The organism is Pseudomonas sp. MYb541 (assembly GCF_037479595.1).
Lineage (GTDB): Bacteria > Pseudomonadota > Gammaproteobacteria > Pseudomonadales > Pseudomonadaceae > Aquipseudomonas > Aquipseudomonas canadensis.
The window spans coordinates 35763-54302 of sequence record NZ_JBBGYS010000024.1 but is presented as its reverse complement, the minus strand read 5'-3'; the positions used below and the strand labels follow the sequence as shown (position 1 = coordinate 54302).

General features: G+C 62.0%; 12 protein-coding genes. 6 read left to right on the top strand and 6 right to left on the bottom strand.

Going from position 1 to position 18540, the window contains the following annotated elements; genetic code table 11:
- Nucleotides 1-2: 2 nt before the first annotated feature.
- On the bottom strand, nt 3-998 hold the full coding sequence (gene cra / locus WH299_RS16330; protein ID WP_122723701.1) for a catabolite repressor/activator: 996 nt from the start codon (nt 996-998) through the stop codon (nt 3-5).
- Nucleotides 999-1291: 293 nt separating this feature from the next.
- On the opposite strand from cra, the gene ptsP reads away from it, so the two are divergent.
- From ptsP to WH299_RS16310, 4 genes are read left to right on the top strand one after another with little or no spacing between them, the layout of a single operon-like run.
- The gene (gene ptsP / locus WH299_RS16325; protein ID WP_339550787.1) at nt 1292-4150 is read left to right on the top strand and encodes a phosphoenolpyruvate--protein phosphotransferase; all 2859 of its coding nucleotides are present in this window, start codon (nt 1292-1294) and stop codon (nt 4148-4150) included.
- Nucleotides 4151-5071: a 1-phosphofructokinase gene (gene pfkB / locus WH299_RS16320; protein WP_339550786.1), complete on the top strand. Its 921-nt coding sequence runs from the start codon at nt 4151-4153 to the stop codon at nt 5069-5071. It begins immediately after the preceding gene.
- An 11-nt stretch (nt 5072-5082) separates the two neighbouring features.
- A complete protein-coding gene (locus tag WH299_RS16315; protein WP_122723704.1) occupies nt 5083-6792 on the top strand; it encodes a PTS fructose-like transporter subunit IIB in 1710 nt (569 codons plus the stop codon).
- A 44-nt stretch (nt 6793-6836) separates the two neighbouring features.
- Nucleotides 6837-8378 (top strand): alkaline phosphatase D family protein, encoded by a 1542-nt coding sequence (locus WH299_RS16310; RefSeq protein WP_126570442.1) that lies wholly within the window; start codon nt 6837-6839, stop codon nt 8376-8378.
- Between the two features lie 100 nt (nt 8379-8478).
- Here the strand turns inward: WH299_RS16310 and WH299_RS16305 are convergent, their stop codons facing one another.
- Both WH299_RS16305 and WH299_RS16300 read right to left on the bottom strand, forming a co-directional pair.
- Complete coding sequence (locus WH299_RS16305) at nt 8479-11004, bottom strand: sulfite reductase flavoprotein subunit alpha (protein WP_339550785.1); 2526 nt, start codon at nt 11002-11004, stop codon at nt 8479-8481.
- Nucleotides 11005-11140: 136 nt separating this feature from the next.
- Complete coding sequence (locus WH299_RS16300; RefSeq protein ID WP_339550784.1) at nt 11141-13426, bottom strand: TonB-dependent receptor; 2286 nt, start codon at nt 13424-13426, stop codon at nt 11141-11143.
- Between the two features lie 205 nt (nt 13427-13631).
- Here WH299_RS16300 and WH299_RS16295 point away from each other — a divergent pair, with 205 nt between their 5' ends.
- A complete protein-coding gene (locus tag WH299_RS16295; RefSeq protein ID WP_068936030.1) occupies nt 13632-14312 on the top strand; it encodes a Fe2+-dependent dioxygenase in 681 nt (226 codons plus the stop codon).
- A 1-nt stretch (nt 14313) separates the two neighbouring features.
- On the top strand, nt 14314-15063 hold the full coding sequence (locus WH299_RS16290) for a tetratricopeptide repeat protein (RefSeq protein ID WP_339550783.1): 750 nt from the start codon (nt 14314-14316) through the stop codon (nt 15061-15063).
- A 48-nt stretch (nt 15064-15111) separates the two neighbouring features.
- On the opposite strand, the gene WH299_RS16285 is transcribed toward WH299_RS16290, so the two are convergent.
- From WH299_RS16285 to WH299_RS16275, 3 genes are all read right to left on the bottom strand, one after another.
- A complete protein-coding gene (locus tag WH299_RS16285; protein ID WP_010213203.1) occupies nt 15112-16275 on the bottom strand; it encodes a type III PLP-dependent enzyme in 1164 nt (387 codons plus the stop codon).
- 447 nt (nt 16276-16722) lie between these two features.
- Nucleotides 16723-17880: an osmoprotectant ABC transporter ATP-binding protein OsmV gene (locus tag WH299_RS16280; protein ID WP_123478135.1), complete on the bottom strand. Its 1158-nt coding sequence runs from the start codon at nt 17878-17880 to the stop codon at nt 16723-16725.
- On the bottom strand, nt 17877-18530 hold the full coding sequence (locus WH299_RS16275) for an ABC transporter permease (RefSeq protein WP_016971596.1): 654 nt from the start codon (nt 18528-18530) through the stop codon (nt 17877-17879). The genes WH299_RS16280 and WH299_RS16275 overlap by 4 nt, the downstream gene beginning before the upstream one ends.
- Between the last annotated feature and the right edge of the window lie 10 nt (nt 18531-18540).

Genomic DNA, 18540 nt, shown 5'->3' with positions numbered 1-18540 from the left:
GCTCAAGCCTCGCGAATGCGTTGCTTGAACGTCCGGCCGATGGCATGCACGCCGGGTTGGTACTGTTCGTCTTCTACCGCGGCCAGGGCCAGGCGCAGCGCGGTCTCGGCGATCAGTTGATGTTGCTGGGCCATGGCGTTGACCGGCAGCGGCAGGAAATCCAGCAACTGGGTATCGCCAAAGGTGCCCAAGCGCAGCGGCCGTGACTTGAGCGGGAAATCATGCAGTGCGTCGAACACGCCTTGCAGCAGCACGTAGGACGTAGTCACCAGTGCGTCAGGCAAATGCCCCAGTTGCTGCAGAAGTTGCTCCATCAACTGTCGGCCACAGTCGCGACTGAAGGCTTCGCCGTGTTCGACGATCACTTCGCCGGTGAACCCGTGCAGCGCCTCGCGGAAACCGGCGGCACGTTCCTGGCTGATGCTTAGCTCGGGCCGAGCGCCGATCAGCACGATCTGCTTGGGCAGGGGTTGCAACAGGCTGCTGGTCAATTGCTGGCACGCCTGGCGGTCGTCGCTGACCACCGAGCAGAAATGATCTGCGCCCATCACCCGGTCGATAGCGATCACTGGCAGCCCCTTGGCCTGCAACTCGCGGTAACTGTCATCGCTGGCCGGTAAGCAACTGGCGACAAACAACGCATCACAACGACGGGCGCGGAACAGTTGCAGCAGTTGGCGTTCGCTGTCGGCGTCATCGTCGGAGCTGGCGATCAGCAGTTGATAACCGCGTGCCCGTGCGCCTTGCTCCAGGAGCTTGGCGATGCGCGCATAGCTGGGGTTTTCCAGGTCGGGCAGGATAAAGCCCAAGGTGCGCGTGTGCCGACTGCGCAGCCCGGCGGCCTGGGGGTTGGGGGTAAAGCCATGGGCTTCGACCACGGCACGCACCCGTTCGACGGTGGCACTGCTGATGCGTTGCTGTTCAGCCTTGCCATTGATGACGTAGCTGGCGGTGGTCACGGACACACCGGCAAGACGCGCGATATCACTGAGTTTCAAACCGGGATTTCCTTGTTTTCTGGAGCTTGCCCCGACATTTTCTCCAATCGTAACCGATTCCTGTACACGACCAATGTCCTGGCTCAAGCGCCGAGTGGTTCTTCAAGGATGCGCAATTAACGCGTAGTCTTCCATAAGATCTAGATTAAACGTTTCAGCCAGCGTATTTTTACGACGTTCGCGACGGAGTGGCTACTGCCAATTGACTGCTCAGTCAGTATTTCTTGAACACCCTTTACACTGTTTGTTTAAAACAATACCTAGTGCGCCAGCGCACTAACTAGGAGAACGGCATGCTTGAGCTCACTGTAGAGCAGATTTCCATGGGCCAGGTGGCCGTGGACAAATCTGCTGCCTTGCACCTGCTCGCTGAAAAACTGGTGGCCGACGGCCTGGTCGCCGAGGGTTACCTCAGCGGTTTGCAAGCCCGTGAAGCCCAAGGCTCGACCTTCCTTGGCCAAGGTATCGCCATCCCCCACGGCACCCCCGAAACCCGTGACCAGGTGTTCTCCACCGGTGTGCGCCTGCTGCAGTTCCCCGAAGGGGTGGACTGGGGCGACGGCCAGATCGTGTACCTGGCCATCGGCATCGCCGCCAAATCCGACGAACACCTGCGCCTGTTGCAACTGCTCACCCGCGCCCTCGGCGAAACTGATCTGGGCCAGGCCCTGCGCCGTGCCGGCAGCGCCGAAGCGCTGTTGAAACTGCTGCAAGGTGCGCCGCAGGAACTGGCGCTGGATGCGCAGATGATCAGCCTGAGCGTGTCCGCCGACGATTTCGAAGAGCTGGTATGGCGCGGCGCACGCCTGTTACGTCAGGCCGATTGTGTGAGCAATGGTTTCGCCGCGGTGTTGCAGCAGGTGGATGCGCTGCCCCTGGGCGATGGCCTGTGGTGGTTGCACAGCGAGCAGACCGTCAAGCGCCCTGGGCTGGCGTTTGTCACCCCGGACAAACCCATGCGTTACCTCGGTCAGCCGCTCAACGGCCTGTTCTGCCTGGCCAGCCTGGGCGAAGCCCACCAGACGTTGCTCGAACGCCTATGTGCCTTGCTGATCGAAGGTCGCGGCCAGGAACTCGGCCGCGCCACCAGCAGCCGCGCCGTGCTTGAAGTGCTCGGCGGTGAGTTGCCTCCAGATTGGCCCACTGCGCGCATCACCCTGGCCAACGCCCACGGCCTGCATGCGCGCCCGGCGAAGATCCTTGCGCAGTTGGCGAAAAGTTTTGAGGGCGACCTCCGTGTGCGCATCGTCGATGGCCCGGTCGGCGCCGTGTCGGTGAAAAGCCTGAGCAAACTGCTGAGCCTCGGTGCGCGTCGCGGCCAGGTGCTGGAGTTTGTCGCCGAGCCGACCATTGCCGGCGACGCGTTGCCCGCGCTGTTGGCGGCGGTGGAAGAAGGCCTGGGTGAAGAGGTCGAGCCGCTGCCGACGGTGAATATCCAGCCTGAAGTCGTCGATGTCGAGCCAGTGCTCAGCGCACCCTTGGCCGGCAGCCAGATCCAGGCCATCGCCGCCGCGCCGGGCATTGCCATCGGCCCAGCGCACATCCAGGTCCAGCAGGTCTTCGATTACCCACTGCGTGGCGAATCCTCGGCCATCGAGCGCCAGCGCCTGCACAGCGCCTTGGGTGATGTGCGTCGTGATATCCAAGGCCTGATCGAACGCAACCCGTCCAAGGCGATCCGCGAGATTTTCATCACCCACCAGGAAATGCTCGATGACCCGGAACTCACCGACGAAGTCGACACCCGCCTCAAGCAAGGCGAAAGCGCTGAAGCGGCGTGGATGAGTGTGATCGAGGCGGCCGCCAAGCAGCAGGAGTCGTTGCAGGATGCTTTGCTCGCCGAACGTGCCGCCGACCTGCGTGACATCGGTCGCCGCGTGCTGGCGCAACTGTGTGGCGTCGAAACCGCCCAGGAGCCGAGCGAACCTTACATTCTGGTGATGGACGAAGTCGGTCCGTCCGATGTGGCCCGACTGGACCCGGCGCGCGTCGCCGGCATCCTTACCGCCCGTGGCGGCGCGACGGCCCACAGCGCCATTGTCGCCCGTGCGCTGGGTATTCCGGCATTGGTCGGTGCCGGTCCGACGGTGTTGCTGCTGGCCGCCGGTACGCCGTTGTTGCTGGATGGCCAGCGCGGCCGCCTGCATGTGGACGCCGACGCCGCTACCCTGCAGCGCGCAACGGTCGAGCGCGACACCCGCGAACAACGCTTGCAAGCCGCCTCGGCGCAGCGCCATGAACCGGCCCTGACCCGCGACGGGCATGCCGTGGAAGTGTTCGCCAACATCGGCGAAAGCGCCGGGGTTGCCAGCGCGGTGGAGCAGGGCGCCGAAGGCATTGGCTTGCTGCGCACCGAACTGATTTTCATGGCCCACCCGCAAGCGCCGGACGAGGCCACCCAGGAAGCCGAATACCGCCGCGTTCTCGATGGCCTCGCCGGTCGTCCGCTGGTGGTGCGCACCCTCGATGTGGGCGGCGACAAACCGCTGCCGTACTGGCCGATCGCCCAAGAGGAAAACCCATTCCTTGGTGTGCGCGGCATTCGTCTCACCTTGCAGCGCCCACAGATCATGGAAGCGCAACTGCGGGCGCTGCTGCGTTCGGCGGACAATCGCCCGCTGCGCATCATGTTCCCCATGGTCGGCAGTGTTGACGAATGGCGTGCCGCACGCGACATGACCGAGCGTCTGCGCCTGGAAATCCCGGTGGCGGACCTGCAACTGGGCATCATGATCGAAGTGCCGTCGGCGGCATTGCTCGCGCCGGTCTTGGCCAAGGAAGTCGACTTTTTCAGCGTCGGCACCAACGACCTGACCCAGTACACCCTGGCCATCGACCGTGGCCACCCGACCCTGTCGGCCCAGGCCGATGGCCTGCACCCGGCGGTGCTGCAACTGATCGACATCACCGTGCGCGCCGCCCATGCCCATGGCAAATGGGTCGGCGTGTGCGGCGAGCTGGCAGCGGACCCGTTGGCCGTGCCGGTGCTGATCGGCCTGGGCGTTGATGAGCTGAGCGTGTCGGCTCGCAGCATTCCCGAAGTGAAGGCGCGCGTGCGCGAATTCAGTCTGAGCGAGGCCCAGGGCCTGGCGCAACAAGCACTGGCGGTGGGCTCGCCCGCCGAAGTGCGAGCCCTAGTGGAGGCCGTGTAGATGGCAAGGATTCTGACCCTGACGCTGAACCCGGCGTTGGACCTGACGGTACGCCTGGCGCGCCTGGAACCGGGTGAAGTCAATCGCAGCGAAACCCTGCTGACCCATGCCGCCGGCAAGGGTGTGAATGTGGCGCAGGTGCTGGCCGATCTGGGCCATCAGGTGAGCGTGGGCGGGTTTCTCGGTGAAGAAAACCCCCAGGCGTTCGACGCGCTGATTGCCCTCCGTGGATTTGGCAATGCGTTCATTCGCGTGCCGGGTGAAACACGCAGCAATATCAAGATTGCCGAGCAGGATGGCCGGGTCACCGACATCAATGCGCCTGGGCCGTTGGTGAGTGAAGAGGCGCAGAACGCACTGCTCAAACTCATCGCCGTCGTCGGCCCTGAATTCGATGCGGTGGTGGTGGCTGGCAGCTTGCCGCGTGGTATCAGCCCTCAGTGGTTCCAGGGTTTGCTGGAGAAAATCAAGGGCCTGGGCTTGAAAGTCGCCCTGGACACCAGCGGCGAAGCGCTGCGCGCCGGTTTGAAAGCTGGGCCGTGGCTGGTCAAACCCAATACCGAAGAACTGGCCGATGCACTGGGTAATGCCCCGGATGCCATCAGCCAATTGCATCAACAAGGTGTGGAACACGTGGTGGTTTCCGACGGTGCCGCCGGCGTGAGCTGGTACAGCCCAGGCGCATCGCTGCACGCCACACCGCCCAAGGTCGCGGTCGCCAGCACCGTCGGCGCCGGCGACTCGCTACTGGCCGGGATGCTCCACGGTCTGCTCACGGGTGATACGCCGGAGCAAACCTTGCGCCGAGCCACGGCGATTGCCGCGATGGCGGTGACGCAGATCGGTTTCGGCATCAGCGATCACGCGCAGTTGGCGCGCCTCGAAAGCGGCGTCCAAGTGCGCGCGCTGACAGAACAATAAGAGGGTTTGTGATGAAGTTAGCCATTGTTACCGCCTGCCCGAACGGCATGGTCACCAGTGTGCTGTGCGCCCGCTTGTTGGACGCCGCCGCACAGCGCCAGGGCTGGAGCACCAGCGTTGAAGTGGTGGATGTGCAGCGCCCGGAACGCCAGTTGTCCCAAGCCACGATCGACGACGCCGAATGGGTGTTGCTGGTCAGCAGCACCCCGGTGGCTATGCAGCGATTTGTCGGCAAGCGCGTGTTCCAGAGCACGCCGGCCCAGGCGCTGGCGGATGTCGACGCGGTGTTGCGCCGCGGTGCCGAAGAAGCCCAGGTGTACGTTGCTACGCAGCAGGCGGCCAAGAATGCACCGCGTATCGTTGCCATCACCGCTTGCCCAACCGGCGTGGCACACACCTTTATGGCCGCCGAAGCCTTGCAGCAGACGGCCAAGCGGCTGGGCTACGACTTGCAGGTCGAGACCCAAGGCTCGGTCGGTGCGCGCACGCCCTTGAGCCCGCAGGCTATCGCCGACGCCGACGTGGTGTTGTTGGCGGCGGATATCGAAGTCGCCACCGAGCGCTTTGCCGGCAAAAAGATTTACCGCTGCGGCACCGGCATTGCCCTCAAGCAACCCGAAGCCATCCTCAACAAGGCCCTTGTAGAAGGTGCGGTGGAAAGCGCGGCCAGCGGTGCCGTGGCCAAGCAAGAAAAGACCGGCGTGTACAAACACCTGTTGACCGGTGTGTCGTTCATGTTGCCGATGGTGGTGGCGGGCGGGTTGTTGATTGCCTTGTCCTATATGTTCGGCATCACGGCGTTTGAAGAGCAAGGCACCCTTGCTGCCGCGTTGAAAACAGTGGGTAACCAGGCCTTCATGTTGATGGTGCCGCTGCTGGCAGGCTACATCGCCTACTCCATTGCCGATCGTCCCGCTCTGGCCCCCGGTATGATCGGTGGGTTGCTGGCGACGACCCTGGGTGCAGGCTTCATTGGCGGGATATTCGCCGGTTTCCTGGCCGGTTACTGCGTCAAGCTGATCACCCGCGCGGTCAAATTGCCGCAAAGCCTGGATGCGCTCAAACCGATCCTGATCATTCCATTGCTGGCGAGCCTGTTCACCGGCCTGGCGATGATCTATCTGGTCGGGCCGCCGGTGGCGCGCATGCTGGTGAGCCTGACGGGATTCCTCAACAATATGGGCACGACCAACGCCGTGCTGCTGGGTGTGCTGCTGGGCGGCATGATGTGCGTCGACCTCGGTGGGCCGATCAACAAGGCGGCCTATGCGTTTTCCGTCGGCATGCTTGCCGAGCACAGTGGCGCGCCGATAGCCGCGGTGATGGCGGCGGGCATGGTGCCGCCCATCGGCATGGGCATCGCTACCTTCCTGGCACGCCGCAAGTTTGCCCAGACGGAGCGTGAGGCCGGCAAGGCGGCGATCATTCTCGGCATGGTGTTTATCTCCGAGGGCGCCATTCCCTTCGCGGCCAAAGACCCGCTGCGCGTGATCCCTGCCAGTATCGCCGGTGGCGCGTTGGCTGGCGCACTGTCGATGTACTTTGGTTGCAAACTCGCGGCGCCCCATGGCGGACTGGCGGTGCTGGTCATTCCGAATGCGATGAACCATGCGCTGCTGTACCTGCTGGCGATTGTTGCCGGTAGCTTGCTGACCGGCCTGGTGTATGCGCTGATCAAACGTCCGGAAGCTGTTGAGTTGACTGTCGCACCGGTGTCATAACCCCATGCTTAAGTGGCCCTTTTGATAATCAAGAGGGCACCAGCATGAGCCACTTCGATCTTGGCCGCCGCCGCGTGATGCAAGCCGTCGGCGCCGGCCTGTTATTGCCGGGCCTGGCCCCGGCGGTGATCGCCTCGGTCAAGGACCGGCCGCAACTCACCGACGGCGTGCAGTCCGGCGACCTGCTCGGTGATCGCGCCATGATCTGGAGCCGCAGCGACCGCCCGGCCCGCATGGTGGTGGAGTGGGACACCCGCAGCGTCTTCAGCAACCCGCGCCGGTTCATCTCGCCCCTGGCCGACAATCGCACCGACTTCACCGCCCGCGTCGAGCTCACTGGGCTGCCCACCGATCAGGCGATTTTCTACCGCGTGCACTTCGAAGATGCTCAGACCGGCATCGCCAGCGAACCCTGGTTCGGCCACCTGCGCAGCGTGCCGCAACAGCGCCGCGATATCCGTTTTGTGTGGAGCGGCGACACCGTCGGCCAGGGCTTCGGCATCAACCCGGACATTGGCGGCATGCGTATCTATGAAGCCATGCGCCTGCGCTTGCCGGATTTCTTTATCCACAGCGGCGACACCATTTACGCCGACGGTCCGGTGCCGGCACAGCTTACGGTCGAAAACGGGCGCATCTGGCGCAACATCACCACCGAAGCCAAGAGCAAGGTTGCCGAAACCCTGGATGAGTATCGCGGCAATTACCGCTACAACCTGATGGATGAAAACGTCCGTCGCTTCAACGCCGAAGTGCCGCAGATCTGGCAATGGGACGACCACGAAGTGGTGAACAACTGGTCGCCGAGCAAGCAACTGGACGAGCGTTACCAGACAAAGGACATCAACACCTTGGTGGGCCGTGCGCGCCAGGCTTGGCTGGAGTACTCCCCCATGCGCCGGCAAAGCGCCGATAGCGGCGGGCGGATTTATCGCAAGCTCAGTTATGGTCCGCTGCTGGATGTGTTCGTGCTGGACATGCGTAGCTATCGCGGACCGAACGATGACAACCTAGGCGGTGAAAAACCCTTCCTCGGTCGCGAGCAATTGGACTGGCTCAAGCGTGAGCTCAAAGGTTCGCAGGCGCAGTGGAAAGTCATCGCGGCTGACATGCCGATTGGCCTGGGTGTACCCGATGGTGAAGTGAGCCCTGGCGTACCGCGTTGGGAAGCGATTGCCAATAATGACCCAGGCGCACCGCAAGGGCGTGAGCTGGAAATTGCCGAACTGCTGGGCTTTTTAAGGGCGCAGAAGGTGCGCAACCACGTGTGGCTGACGGCAGATGTGCACTACTGCGCCGCGCACCACTATCACCCGGATCGCGCGGCGTTCCAGGATTTCGAGCCGTTCTGGGAGTTTGTCGCCGGGCCGTTGAATGCGGGGAGTTTCGGGCCTAATCCGTTGGATAAGACCTTTGGGCCTGAGGTGGTGTTCGAGAAGGCTCCGCCGGCGCAGAACACGTCGCCGTTTGCCGGGTTTCAGTTTTTTGGCGAGGTGAACATTGATGCGCAGACGGCGGAGTTGGCCGTTACTCTGCGGGACCTGGATGGCGTGTCGGTCTTTGAACAAAAACTCCAACCAGCCTGACTTGGAACGCAATCAAAAACTGTGGGAGCTGGCTTGCCTGCGATAGCGGTGGTGAGTTCACTACAGTCATCGCAGGCAAGCCAGCTCCCACAGTTGCCAGTCAGTAGACGTCCCGGCGATAGCGACCTTGCTCGATCAGACGTTCCACCGCCTCACTGCCAAGTATGTCCACCAACGCCTGGTCCACCCCAGCCGCCATCCCTTGCAAGCTCCCGCACACATAAATCGCCGCGCCGTCGCTTAGCCATCTACGCAGCACCTCGGCCGATTCACGCAGACGATCCTGCACGTAGATTTTTTCCTCCTGGTCGCGGGAAAACGCCAGGTCCAGCAACGCCAGGTCGCCGCTGGCCAGCCAGCCTTGCAGCTCGTCCTGACAGAGGAAGTCATGCTTGATATTGCGTTCACCAAACAGCAGCCAGTTGCGCTGCTGGCCATCGGCAATGCGCGCCTTGAGCAAGCTGCGCAGGCCGGCCAGGCCGGTGCCGTTGCCCAGCAGGATCAGTGGCACGGGTACGTCGGGTAGATGGAAACCACTGTTGCGGCGTAGGCGCAGGCTGATGCTTGAGCCGAGGGCGGCATGTTCGGTGAGCCAGCCTGAACCGAGACCCAGGCTACCGTCGGGGTGGCGTTCCTGGCGCACGATCAATTCGAGTACGCCATCGCTGGCAATCGAGGCGATGGAGTATTCGCGCATGCCCAGCGGTACCAGCGCGTCCACCAGCGCCTGGGCATGCAGGCCGACCAGGTGGGCGCGATGCGTCGGCAATTGGCGAGTGGCCAGGGCTTGATCGAGGGTGTGCGCCATGCCGTCGATCAGCACGCCGTCACTGCCGGCCAGGCCCAGGCCTTCGAGGAAGTGCTCGATGGCCCAGGGGCAGTTGCGCGGCAGTACTTCCACCAGGTCGCCGGCCTGCCAGCTTTGCGGTGAAGGCGAGGTGAGACCCAGTAAATAAACATCCGAGCCTGCGCTGTCGCGGTTGAGCAGGGAGCGTTGGCCGAGTGTCCAGTTTTCGTACTGGGCGGTCGGCCAAGCGGCCGCCGGGGCGTGGCCGGTCAGCTGGCCCAGTTGTTGTTGCCAGTGCAGCAGGGCGGTGGTGTCGCCGCTGTCGACTTCCACCGGGGCAAACAGTGCGTTGCCGCCCTGGTTGGTCAGCCAGAAGTGCAGGCGGCGTGCAAAGCCGCAGAAGTGTTCGTATTGACGGTCGCCCAGGGCCAGGACCGAGTAGTTCAAACCCTTCAGGGGCAGGTCTTGGCCGAGCACACTGCGCTCGAAACCGCGCGCACTGTCGGGGGCTTCGCCGTCGCCGAAGGTGCTGACCACGAACAGCGCATTTTCCGACTGGCGCAGATCCTCCTGGCTGACGCTGCCCAGGGACTGCACCTTCACCGGCAAACCCGCCGCCTGCAATTGGCCTGCTGTTTGCCACGCAAGCTGCTCGGCAAAACCGCTCTGGCTGGCGAAGCCGATCAACCAGGCTGGCGCATCGCTGGCGTTGGCCGAGAGGTCTTTACGCGCATCACGCACCTGGCGTTTCTTGCGACGACGGTCCAGGTAAAGCAGCCAGCCGGTGATGAAGAACAGCGGCATCAGCACCGAGCTGAGCGTGAGGATGATCCGCCCCGCCAGGCCGAAGTAACTGCCGGTGTGCAGCGCGTAGACGCTGGTCAGCAGTTGCGAGCCGAAGGTCTTGCTGGCGTAGCGGTCATGGGATTTCACCTCGCCGGTCGCGGGGTCCAGGTTGATCTGGTTTAGCGCGCGGTCATGGGGCGAATCGTCCAGCAGGTAGTAGACGGTGGCCGGTTGCCCGGCGACGGCCGGCATGCGGATGTTGTAAGCACTCAAGCCTGGGCCGGCGTTGCTGTAGATGCTGCTCCAGATCGCATCGTAATTGGCTACGGGCGCCGGGCCTTCGGGGGCCGGGCCGCGTTTGCGCACCCGTTCATTCTGTGGGGCGTCGGACAGCAGCTTGGTCAGGCCCTGACTGTACCAGTCGTAGGACCAATACAGCCCGGTCAGCGCCGACAGCAGATAGGCCAGCAGGCACCAGGTGCCGAATACCGAGTGCAGGTCCCAGTTGAAGGCCCGGCCCTTTTTGCGCCAGTCCAGGGTCAGCCAGGCACGCCAGCTCGCCACTTGGCGCGGCCAGCGCAGGTACATACCGGACAGGCAGAAGAACACCAGGATCAGTGTGCAGGCGCCGGTGATATTGCGCCCGGTATCGCCCATCACCAGGAAACGGTGAAATTGCAGCAGGAAGCCGAAAACTTCCTGGCCGACCACGTCGCCCATGTAGTCGCCGGTGTAGGGGTCGAAATAGCGCAACTGCCCACGGCGTTCACCGGGTGGCGGGGTGAAGAACACGCGGGCGGCGTTGCCGCTCTCGCTCTCCACGAACAGCATGGCCACGGTCTGGCCTTCGGTGGCTTCCAACTTGCGCACCAGCTCGGCGGGCGGCAGGACGCCGGCTTCGCGTTTTTCCACGGTCAGTACGCTGGGGTTGAGCGCCCGCAGTATTTCATCCTGAAACGAGACCGCAGCCCCGGTGATCCCCATCAAGGCCAGCACCAGCCCGGCGGTAATGCCGAAGAACCAGTGCAACTGGAACAGGGTTTTCTTCAACACGTCTGACCGCCTCGTCTATCCGGATATGTAGGGCACGGCGCGCATTATGCCGTGGCTTGTCGAGAAACATTCTGTTTGACACGCAAAAGCCCCACGCATCCGATGCGTGGGGCTTTTTGCTGCGTGGTGTTGCTGCTTAGAAGTGGAAGTTGGTGGTCAACAGCGCCGTGCGACCCGCCGCCTGGTTGGCGAAGTGTGTCGAGAAGGCTTTGTCGTAATACAGCTTGTCCGTCAGGTTTTGCACGTTCAATTGCAAGTCGACGTTCTTGGTCAGCTTGTAACTGGCCATGGCGTCGTAGCGGGTATAGGACGGTACATAAACGGTGTTGCCCGCATCGCCATAAACCTGGTCGACGTAGAACGCGCCGCCACCGATGGTGAGCTTGGAGGTGACGTCGTAGGTGGTCCACAGGCTGAAGGTGTTCTTCGGCGTGTTGGGCATTTGATTGCCTTTGCTCGAACCCGAGCTGACCACGCCGTTGCGACCGTTCAGGCCGGATTTGACCAACTCGCTGTCGAGGTAGCTGTAGCCGGCGAACACCTGCCATTGGTCGGTGATCTTGCCGCTGGCAGACAATTCCACGCCGTCGACTTGGGACTCACCGGCGTTCTGATAGGTCAGGGCATCGACCAGGATGCGCGTGTTTTTCTTCTCGGTACGGAACACCGCAGCGGTCAGGGACAGGCGATCGTGGAACAGATCCCACTTGGTGCCCAGCTCGTAGTTGACGGTTTCTTCCGGCTGCAGGTCGCTGCTGGCGGCACCGGCAGACAGAGGGTTGCCGTCCGAACCTTCACCGACCAGGCCGCCGGCTGGCGTCGCCGACGTGGCGTAGGAAGCATAGATGCTGGCGTTTTCCACCGGCTTCCAGACCAGGCCGGCCTGCCAGTTGAAGAATTGGCTGTCTTCTTTGATTTTGCTGCGGCCGGTCGCGGAATCGGTGTTGGCAACGGTGTCGAAGGTGTCGTAGCGCAGGCCGACGTTCAGCAACCATTTCGGGTCCAGCTCAATGGTGTCGAACACATAGGCGCCACGGCTGGTGGCCTTGGTGGTGGTGCCGTAATAGTTGCGCGCGATGCTGCCGGTCCAGGCGTCATCCGGGTTCGGGTTGCTCAGGGAGGTGCACTGGCCGCCCAGGCTGCCTTTGGCCACGGTGCAGATCGGGTTGGCGTTGGGGCTGATGGTGTAGCTGCTGACGCGGGTTTCTTCACCGGTGAATTCCAGGCCGGTGGAGTAGCTGTGCTTGAAGCCCAGGGCCTGGAAGCTGCCGAACAGGTCCGTCTGGTTGGTGGTGGTGGTTGTGGTCGAGACCCGGCTGTTGGCGCGACGCCACACGGTGCCGAACCGGTTGACGTTGAATTTGCTGTCGTCCGGCTGCGTCAGGATGTAATCCTGCCCGGTGCTGCCGTGACGCAGGGTGTTTTTAAGCGTCATGGTGTCGTTCAGGTCGTGCTCGATGGAGAACGTGCTGATATCGGCGCGGGTCTTGCGGAAGTCGCGATCCTTGAGGCCGTAGAAGTTGTTGCTGTCGCCGCCGTCGTTGGGTTTGTCATGCACGTGGGCCGTCGCGGTCGACGAGCCGTAACCGTAGGGAATCCCGGAGTCCGGCAGGTCGTTGCTTTCCAGGTGGTAGTAGCTGAGGTTGACGCGGGTCGGGGTGCCCAGGCCAAACGTCAGCGACGGGGCGACACCCCAGCGGTCGTAATTCACCGCATCGCGACCGGCCACGTTCTGTTCGTGGCTCATCAGGTTCAGGCGGAACGCGGCGCTGTCGTCGAGGAACTGACGGTTCACGTCGAGTACATAGCGGCGAGTCTGATCGGAACCGTAGGTGAAGCCGCCGTTGGTGAAGTCCCGCGCTTGTGGGGTCTTGCTCACCAGGTTGAGGCTGCCACCGGCAGAGCCACGACCGCCGAACGAAGAGTTCGGGCCTTTGCTGACTTCGATCGACTCGATGTCAAAGATCTCGCGACTCTGGCCGCCCGTGTCGCGCACGCCGTCCAGGTAGGTGTCGCCTTGGGCGTCAAAACCACGGATGAACGGACGGTCGCCCTGGGGGTTGCCACCTTCGCCGGCGCCAAACGTGATGCCCGGTACGGTGCGCAAGGCGTCCTGCAGCGAGGTGGCGGCGGTGTCCTTGAGCACTTGTTGCGGCACCACGGTGACCGAGCGCGGCGTGTCGACCAGCGGCGCGGTGTATTTCTGTGACGAGGCTTTTTCGACCTGGTAGGAGGTGTTGTCCTGTTCTTCGCCAGTAATGCTGGTGGCGCCGAGGGAGATGCTGTTGCGCTGGCCTTTTTGTTCAGTGTCTTCGGCAGCCTGCGCCAGATGGGCGACAGAGCTGGCGCTGAGGGCAACGCCGATGGCCGAAGCCAGCATGCGTGGTGAACTGGCAGGTATTTTTGTAGTGGTGCGCGACATGACGTGTCCTTTCCCCAAGGATGTGAGGCCGCGGAATATAGTGTTAACAAGTATTTCTATCAATTGCGATACATTGCTAATTGCACTGAATTTACATTCTTTACACTTTTCGCTTACGGTTTTTACGAACTCATACGTCTGCTGCGTTTTACAGGGCGGATAAGAATCAATACCATTGGCACCTCTCCGAATTCAGGTATTGCCCATGCTGCTGCACATCCCCGGCCTGTTCTCTCGTGAGGAAGTGCAGCGCATCCGCCAAGCCCTGGAAACTGCCGATTGGGCCGACGGTAAAATCACCGCCGGGCACCAGTCCGCCAAGGCCAAGCACAACCTGCAATTGCCCGAAGGCCACCCGCTGGCCAAGGAAATCGGCGCGGCGATGCTCGAGCGTTTGTGGCAGAACCCGTTGTTTATGTCGGCGGCGTTACCGCACAAAGTGTTCCCGCCGTTGCTCAACTGCTACACCGCTGGCGGCAGTTTCGATTTTCACATCGACAACGCCGTACGCCAGCCCAAAGGCAGCCACGAGCGCGTGCGCACTGATTTGTCATCCACCGTGTTTTTCAGCGACCCCGATGAATACGACGGCGGCGAACTGGAAATCCAGGACACCTTCGGCCTGCAGCGCGTGAAGTTACCGGCCGGCGACATGGTGCTGTACCCCGGTTCCAGCTTGCACAAAGTCAACGCCGTGACTCGCGGCGCGCGCTACGCCTCGTTCTTCTGGACCCAAAGCCTGGTGCGCGAAGACAGCCAGCGCACCCTGCTGTTCGAAATGGACGGCGCGATCCAGCAACTGAGCGCCGACGTGCCCGACCACCCCGCGCTGATCCAGCTCACCGGCACCTACCACAACCTGTTGCGCCGCTGGGTCGAGGTCTGACATGGGTTTTTTGTTACGTCGTGAAGAAATACTCAACGTCGAACAACTCCAATCCATGCTCGACGACTCTCCGGTGCGTGCAGCCCAGGCCATCCTGATCGCGGCCAAGCAAGGCGTGGTGGATGCCCAGGCGCTGCTCGGGCAAATCCTGCTGGAAGGGCGTGGCATTGCCCGTGATGAAGCGCTGGCGTTGCGCTGGTTCAAGATTGCGGCGAAGAACGGGCATTTGATGGCGCGCAACATGGCCGGGCGCTGTTTGGAGCATGGCTGGGGTTGCGCCATCGACGAAACAGCGGCTGCGCGTGAATACCACATGGCCGCCGAGGCCGGGTTGGATTGGGGCCAGTACAACTACGCCAATCTGCTGGCCACGGGGCGCGGGGTTGCCGAGGAACAGCAGCAAGCACTGGCGTTGTATCGTCAGGCAGCCGAACAGGGGCATGCCAAGTCGATGAACCTGCTGGGGCGTTATCTGGAAGAGGGCCAGTTCTGCCCACGGGATCTGGACGCGGCCGTCGACTGGTACCGACGCTCAGCCGAAGGCGGGGATTTTCGCGGACAGTTCAGTTACGCGGCGGTGCTGGCGGACAGAGGCCAGATCGATGCGGCGCTGGGGTGGTTGCGCAAGGCGTTGGCGGGAGGGAACCTGAAGTTCTTGCGCACGGCGCACCAGGCGCTGTCAGCAGCGAATGATCCACAGATCAGAGCAATGGCAGAGGCCTACCGTGAACGCGCTGGCAGCCTTTCTTAAGGCGTAAAAAAACCCATGACTAGTCATGGGTTTTTATGTGCAGCCGTCTTACACGTAGAACGACTTCAACGGCGGAAAGCCATTGAACTCAACCGCGCTGTAGCTGGTGGTGTAGGCACCGGTCGACAACCAGTACAGACGATCACCAATCGCCAGGTTCAGCGGCAGGCCATACTTGTAGTTTTCGTACATGATATCGGCGCTGTCGCAGGTCGGGCCGGCGATGACCACTTCTTCCATCTCGCCTTTCTTCTCGGTCCAGATCGGGAACTTGATGGCTTCGTCCATGGTTTCGATCAGGCCGGAGAACTTGCCCACATCCGTGTACACCCAACGCTCGACGGCGGTACGGGATTTACGCGCCACCAGCACCACTTCGCTGACCAGGATACCTGCGTTGGCAATCAACGAACGACCCGGCTCCAGGATGATTTCCGGCAGGTCGTCGCCGAAATCTTCCTTGAGGAAGCGGATGATTTCTTCAGCGTAGGTTTCCAGGCTGTTGGTGCGGGTGATGTAGTTGGCCGGGAAGCCGCCACCCATGTTGATCAGCTTGAGGTGAATGCCGTCTTCTTCCTTCAGGCGCTCGAAGATCACTTTGACCTTGGCGATCGCCGCGTCCCACACACTGATGTCACGCTGTTGCGAACCCACATGGAACGAGATGCCGTACGGCACCAGGCCCAGGTCACGGGCGAGGATCAGCAGGTCCATGGCCATGTCGGTCTGGCAGCCGAATTTGCGCGACAAAGGCCAGTCAGCCGTGGTCGAGCCTTCGGTGAGAATACGTACATACACTTTCGAGCCCGGCGCGGCCTTGGCGATGTTGCGCAGGTCGGCTTCGGAGTCGGTGGAGAACAGGCGCACGCCCTTCTCGTAGAAGTAGCGGATGTCCTTGGATTTCTTGATGGTGTTGCCGTAGCTGATACGGTCGGCGCTGACGCCACGGTCCATCACTTTGTCCAGCTCGTAGATCGAGGCGATGTCGAAGCTCGAACCCTTTTCTTTGAGCAGGTCAATGATCTCGACAGCCGGGTTGGCCTTGACCGCGTAATAGACTTTGGCGAATTCGAAACCGGCGCGCAGGTCATCGTAGGCCTGGCTGATCATCGCGGTGTCGATCACCACGAACGGGGTTTCTTGCTTGTCGGCGAACGCCTTCATTTTGTCAAAAGTGGCGCGCGCGAAATAATCTTCGACGTTGATCGACATGCTGGGAACTCCTAAGGGCAAACTGTAGAAATCAATGGGTGCAACTGAACGTCCTCCGTATCCCCACTTTGGTTCGCCTACTTCCCAAGGCATGTCGCCGAAAGCAAAAAGGCCATGGGAATTACCGCTTCCCTTGGCCTTGCTGTCTCGTCGTCAGTACTTGAGCCGGATGGATCGTTTCCAGCATGGACGTTCGGCGCGAACTTTAGGGCGTGAGGGGCTTGAGATCAACTAAAAATGTCGCGTTTTTGCACGCGTTCGTCGCGCGAACCCGTGCAGCTACTTATGTAACCGACAGGTGTGACGGAATGATGTTCCCCGGAGGGGGCAAATCGATGGGATTTGTGGTGCCTGGATCGCGGGCAAGCCCGGCTCCCACAGGGAATGCATTCCATCAGGAAAATACATGGCAACTGTAGGAGCCGGCTTGCCGGCGATGGCGGTTTATCAGGCCAGGGCCGTCTCGGCAGGCGAGACGATGCTGGTCTTGCCCCCACGCGACTTACCAGAGCTCAGGTACTCGGCAATCGACTCCTGGGTCACTTCCCCGAGGAATACCCGCTCCGCATCCATCACCGGCAACCACGACCGGTTGAACTCGTACATGCGCGACAGCAGGATGCGCAAATGCTCGTCGTACGCCGCCGTGGCGTTGAACTGGCGCAGATACTGGCCGCAGGTGCCGGTCTGACGGTGCAGGTCGCGACGTCGTACATACCCCAGCGCCTTGTTCTCGGCACAAGTGACCACCACGTAGCGGCGGTCATGCTCGTCCATCAATTCCAGAGCATCGGCCACCGGCGTTTCAGGGCTCACCGACGGGGCGTTGTCCGCCGCGTCTTCGGCCTTCACCAGCAGCAGGCGCTTGAGGGTGCTGTCCTGGCCCACGAAGTTGCTGACGAACTCGTCGGCCGGGTGCGCCAGCAGCGTGTCCGGATGGTCGATCTGCAACAGCTTGCCGGCGCGGAAAATCGCGATCTTGTCGCCCAGCTTGATCGCCTCGTCGATGTCATGGCTGACCATGATCACGGTCTTGTTCAGCGCGCGCTGCATCTCGAAGAATTCGTTCTGGATCATCTCGCGGTTGATCGGGTCGACTGCGCCGAACGGTTCATCCATCAGCAGCAACGGCGCGTCGGCCGCCAGGGCTCGGATCACGCCGATCCGCTGTTGCTGGCCACCCGACAATTCACGCGGGTAGCGATGCAAGTACTGCTTGGGTTCCAGCTTGATCATGCTCATCAACTCGCGGGCGCGGTCGTGGCATTTTTGCTTGTCCCAGCCGAGCAGCTTGGGCACCACCACGATGTTTTCCTCGATGGTCATATTGGGGAACAGGCCGATCTGCTGGATCACATAACCGATGTTGCGACGCAGGGTCACCTCGTCGAGGTCGGTGGTGTCTTCGCCATTGATCAGGATCTTGCCCGAAGTGGGCTTGATCAGACGGTTGATCATCTTCAGCGTGGTGCTTTTGCCGCAACCGGATGGGCCGAGGAATACGCAAATCTCGCCTTCATTGACGGTCAGGCTTACATCGTTCACGGCGGTGACAGTCTTGCCGTTGCTTTGGAAGGTCTTGGACAGGTTTTGAAGTTCGATCATTTGAGCAATCCTTTTGGAGTCAGCGAGCGTTGCAGCCATTGCAAGAGCAGGTCGGCGAAGATGGCCAGGAGACTGACCAGCACGGCGCCGACGATCAGCATCGACATGTCGCTGCGGCTGATGGAAGCCAGAATAAGTACACCCAGGCCACCGGCACCGATGGTGGCTGCGATGGTCATGACACCGATATTCATCACCACGGCGGTGCGCACACCGGCGAGGATCACCGGCACGGCGATGGGTAACTCGACCATGCGCAGGCGCTGGCCGAAGGTCATGCCGATGCCGCGTGCGGCTTCGCGAATACCCGGTTCCACGCCGGTGAGGGCGAGGTAGGTGTTACGCATGATCGGCAGCAGGGAGTAGAGGAACACGGCGGTGATCGCCGGCATTGGCCCCAGGCCCTGGCCGAACTTGGAGTAGAACGGCAACAGCAGGCCGAACAGGGCGATGGACGGTACGGTCAGCAGCACCGTGGCGCTCGCTTGCAGCGGACCGGCGAGCGTCGGGAAGCGCGTCATCAGGATGCCCAGAGGCACACCGATCAGGATCGCGAGGATCACGGCGATACCGACCAGGGTGATGTGCTGTCCGGTCAGGTGTAGGACTTGGGCCCAATCAAGATGGGAAAAGGCGTTCAGGAATTCCATGTCTTCTCCT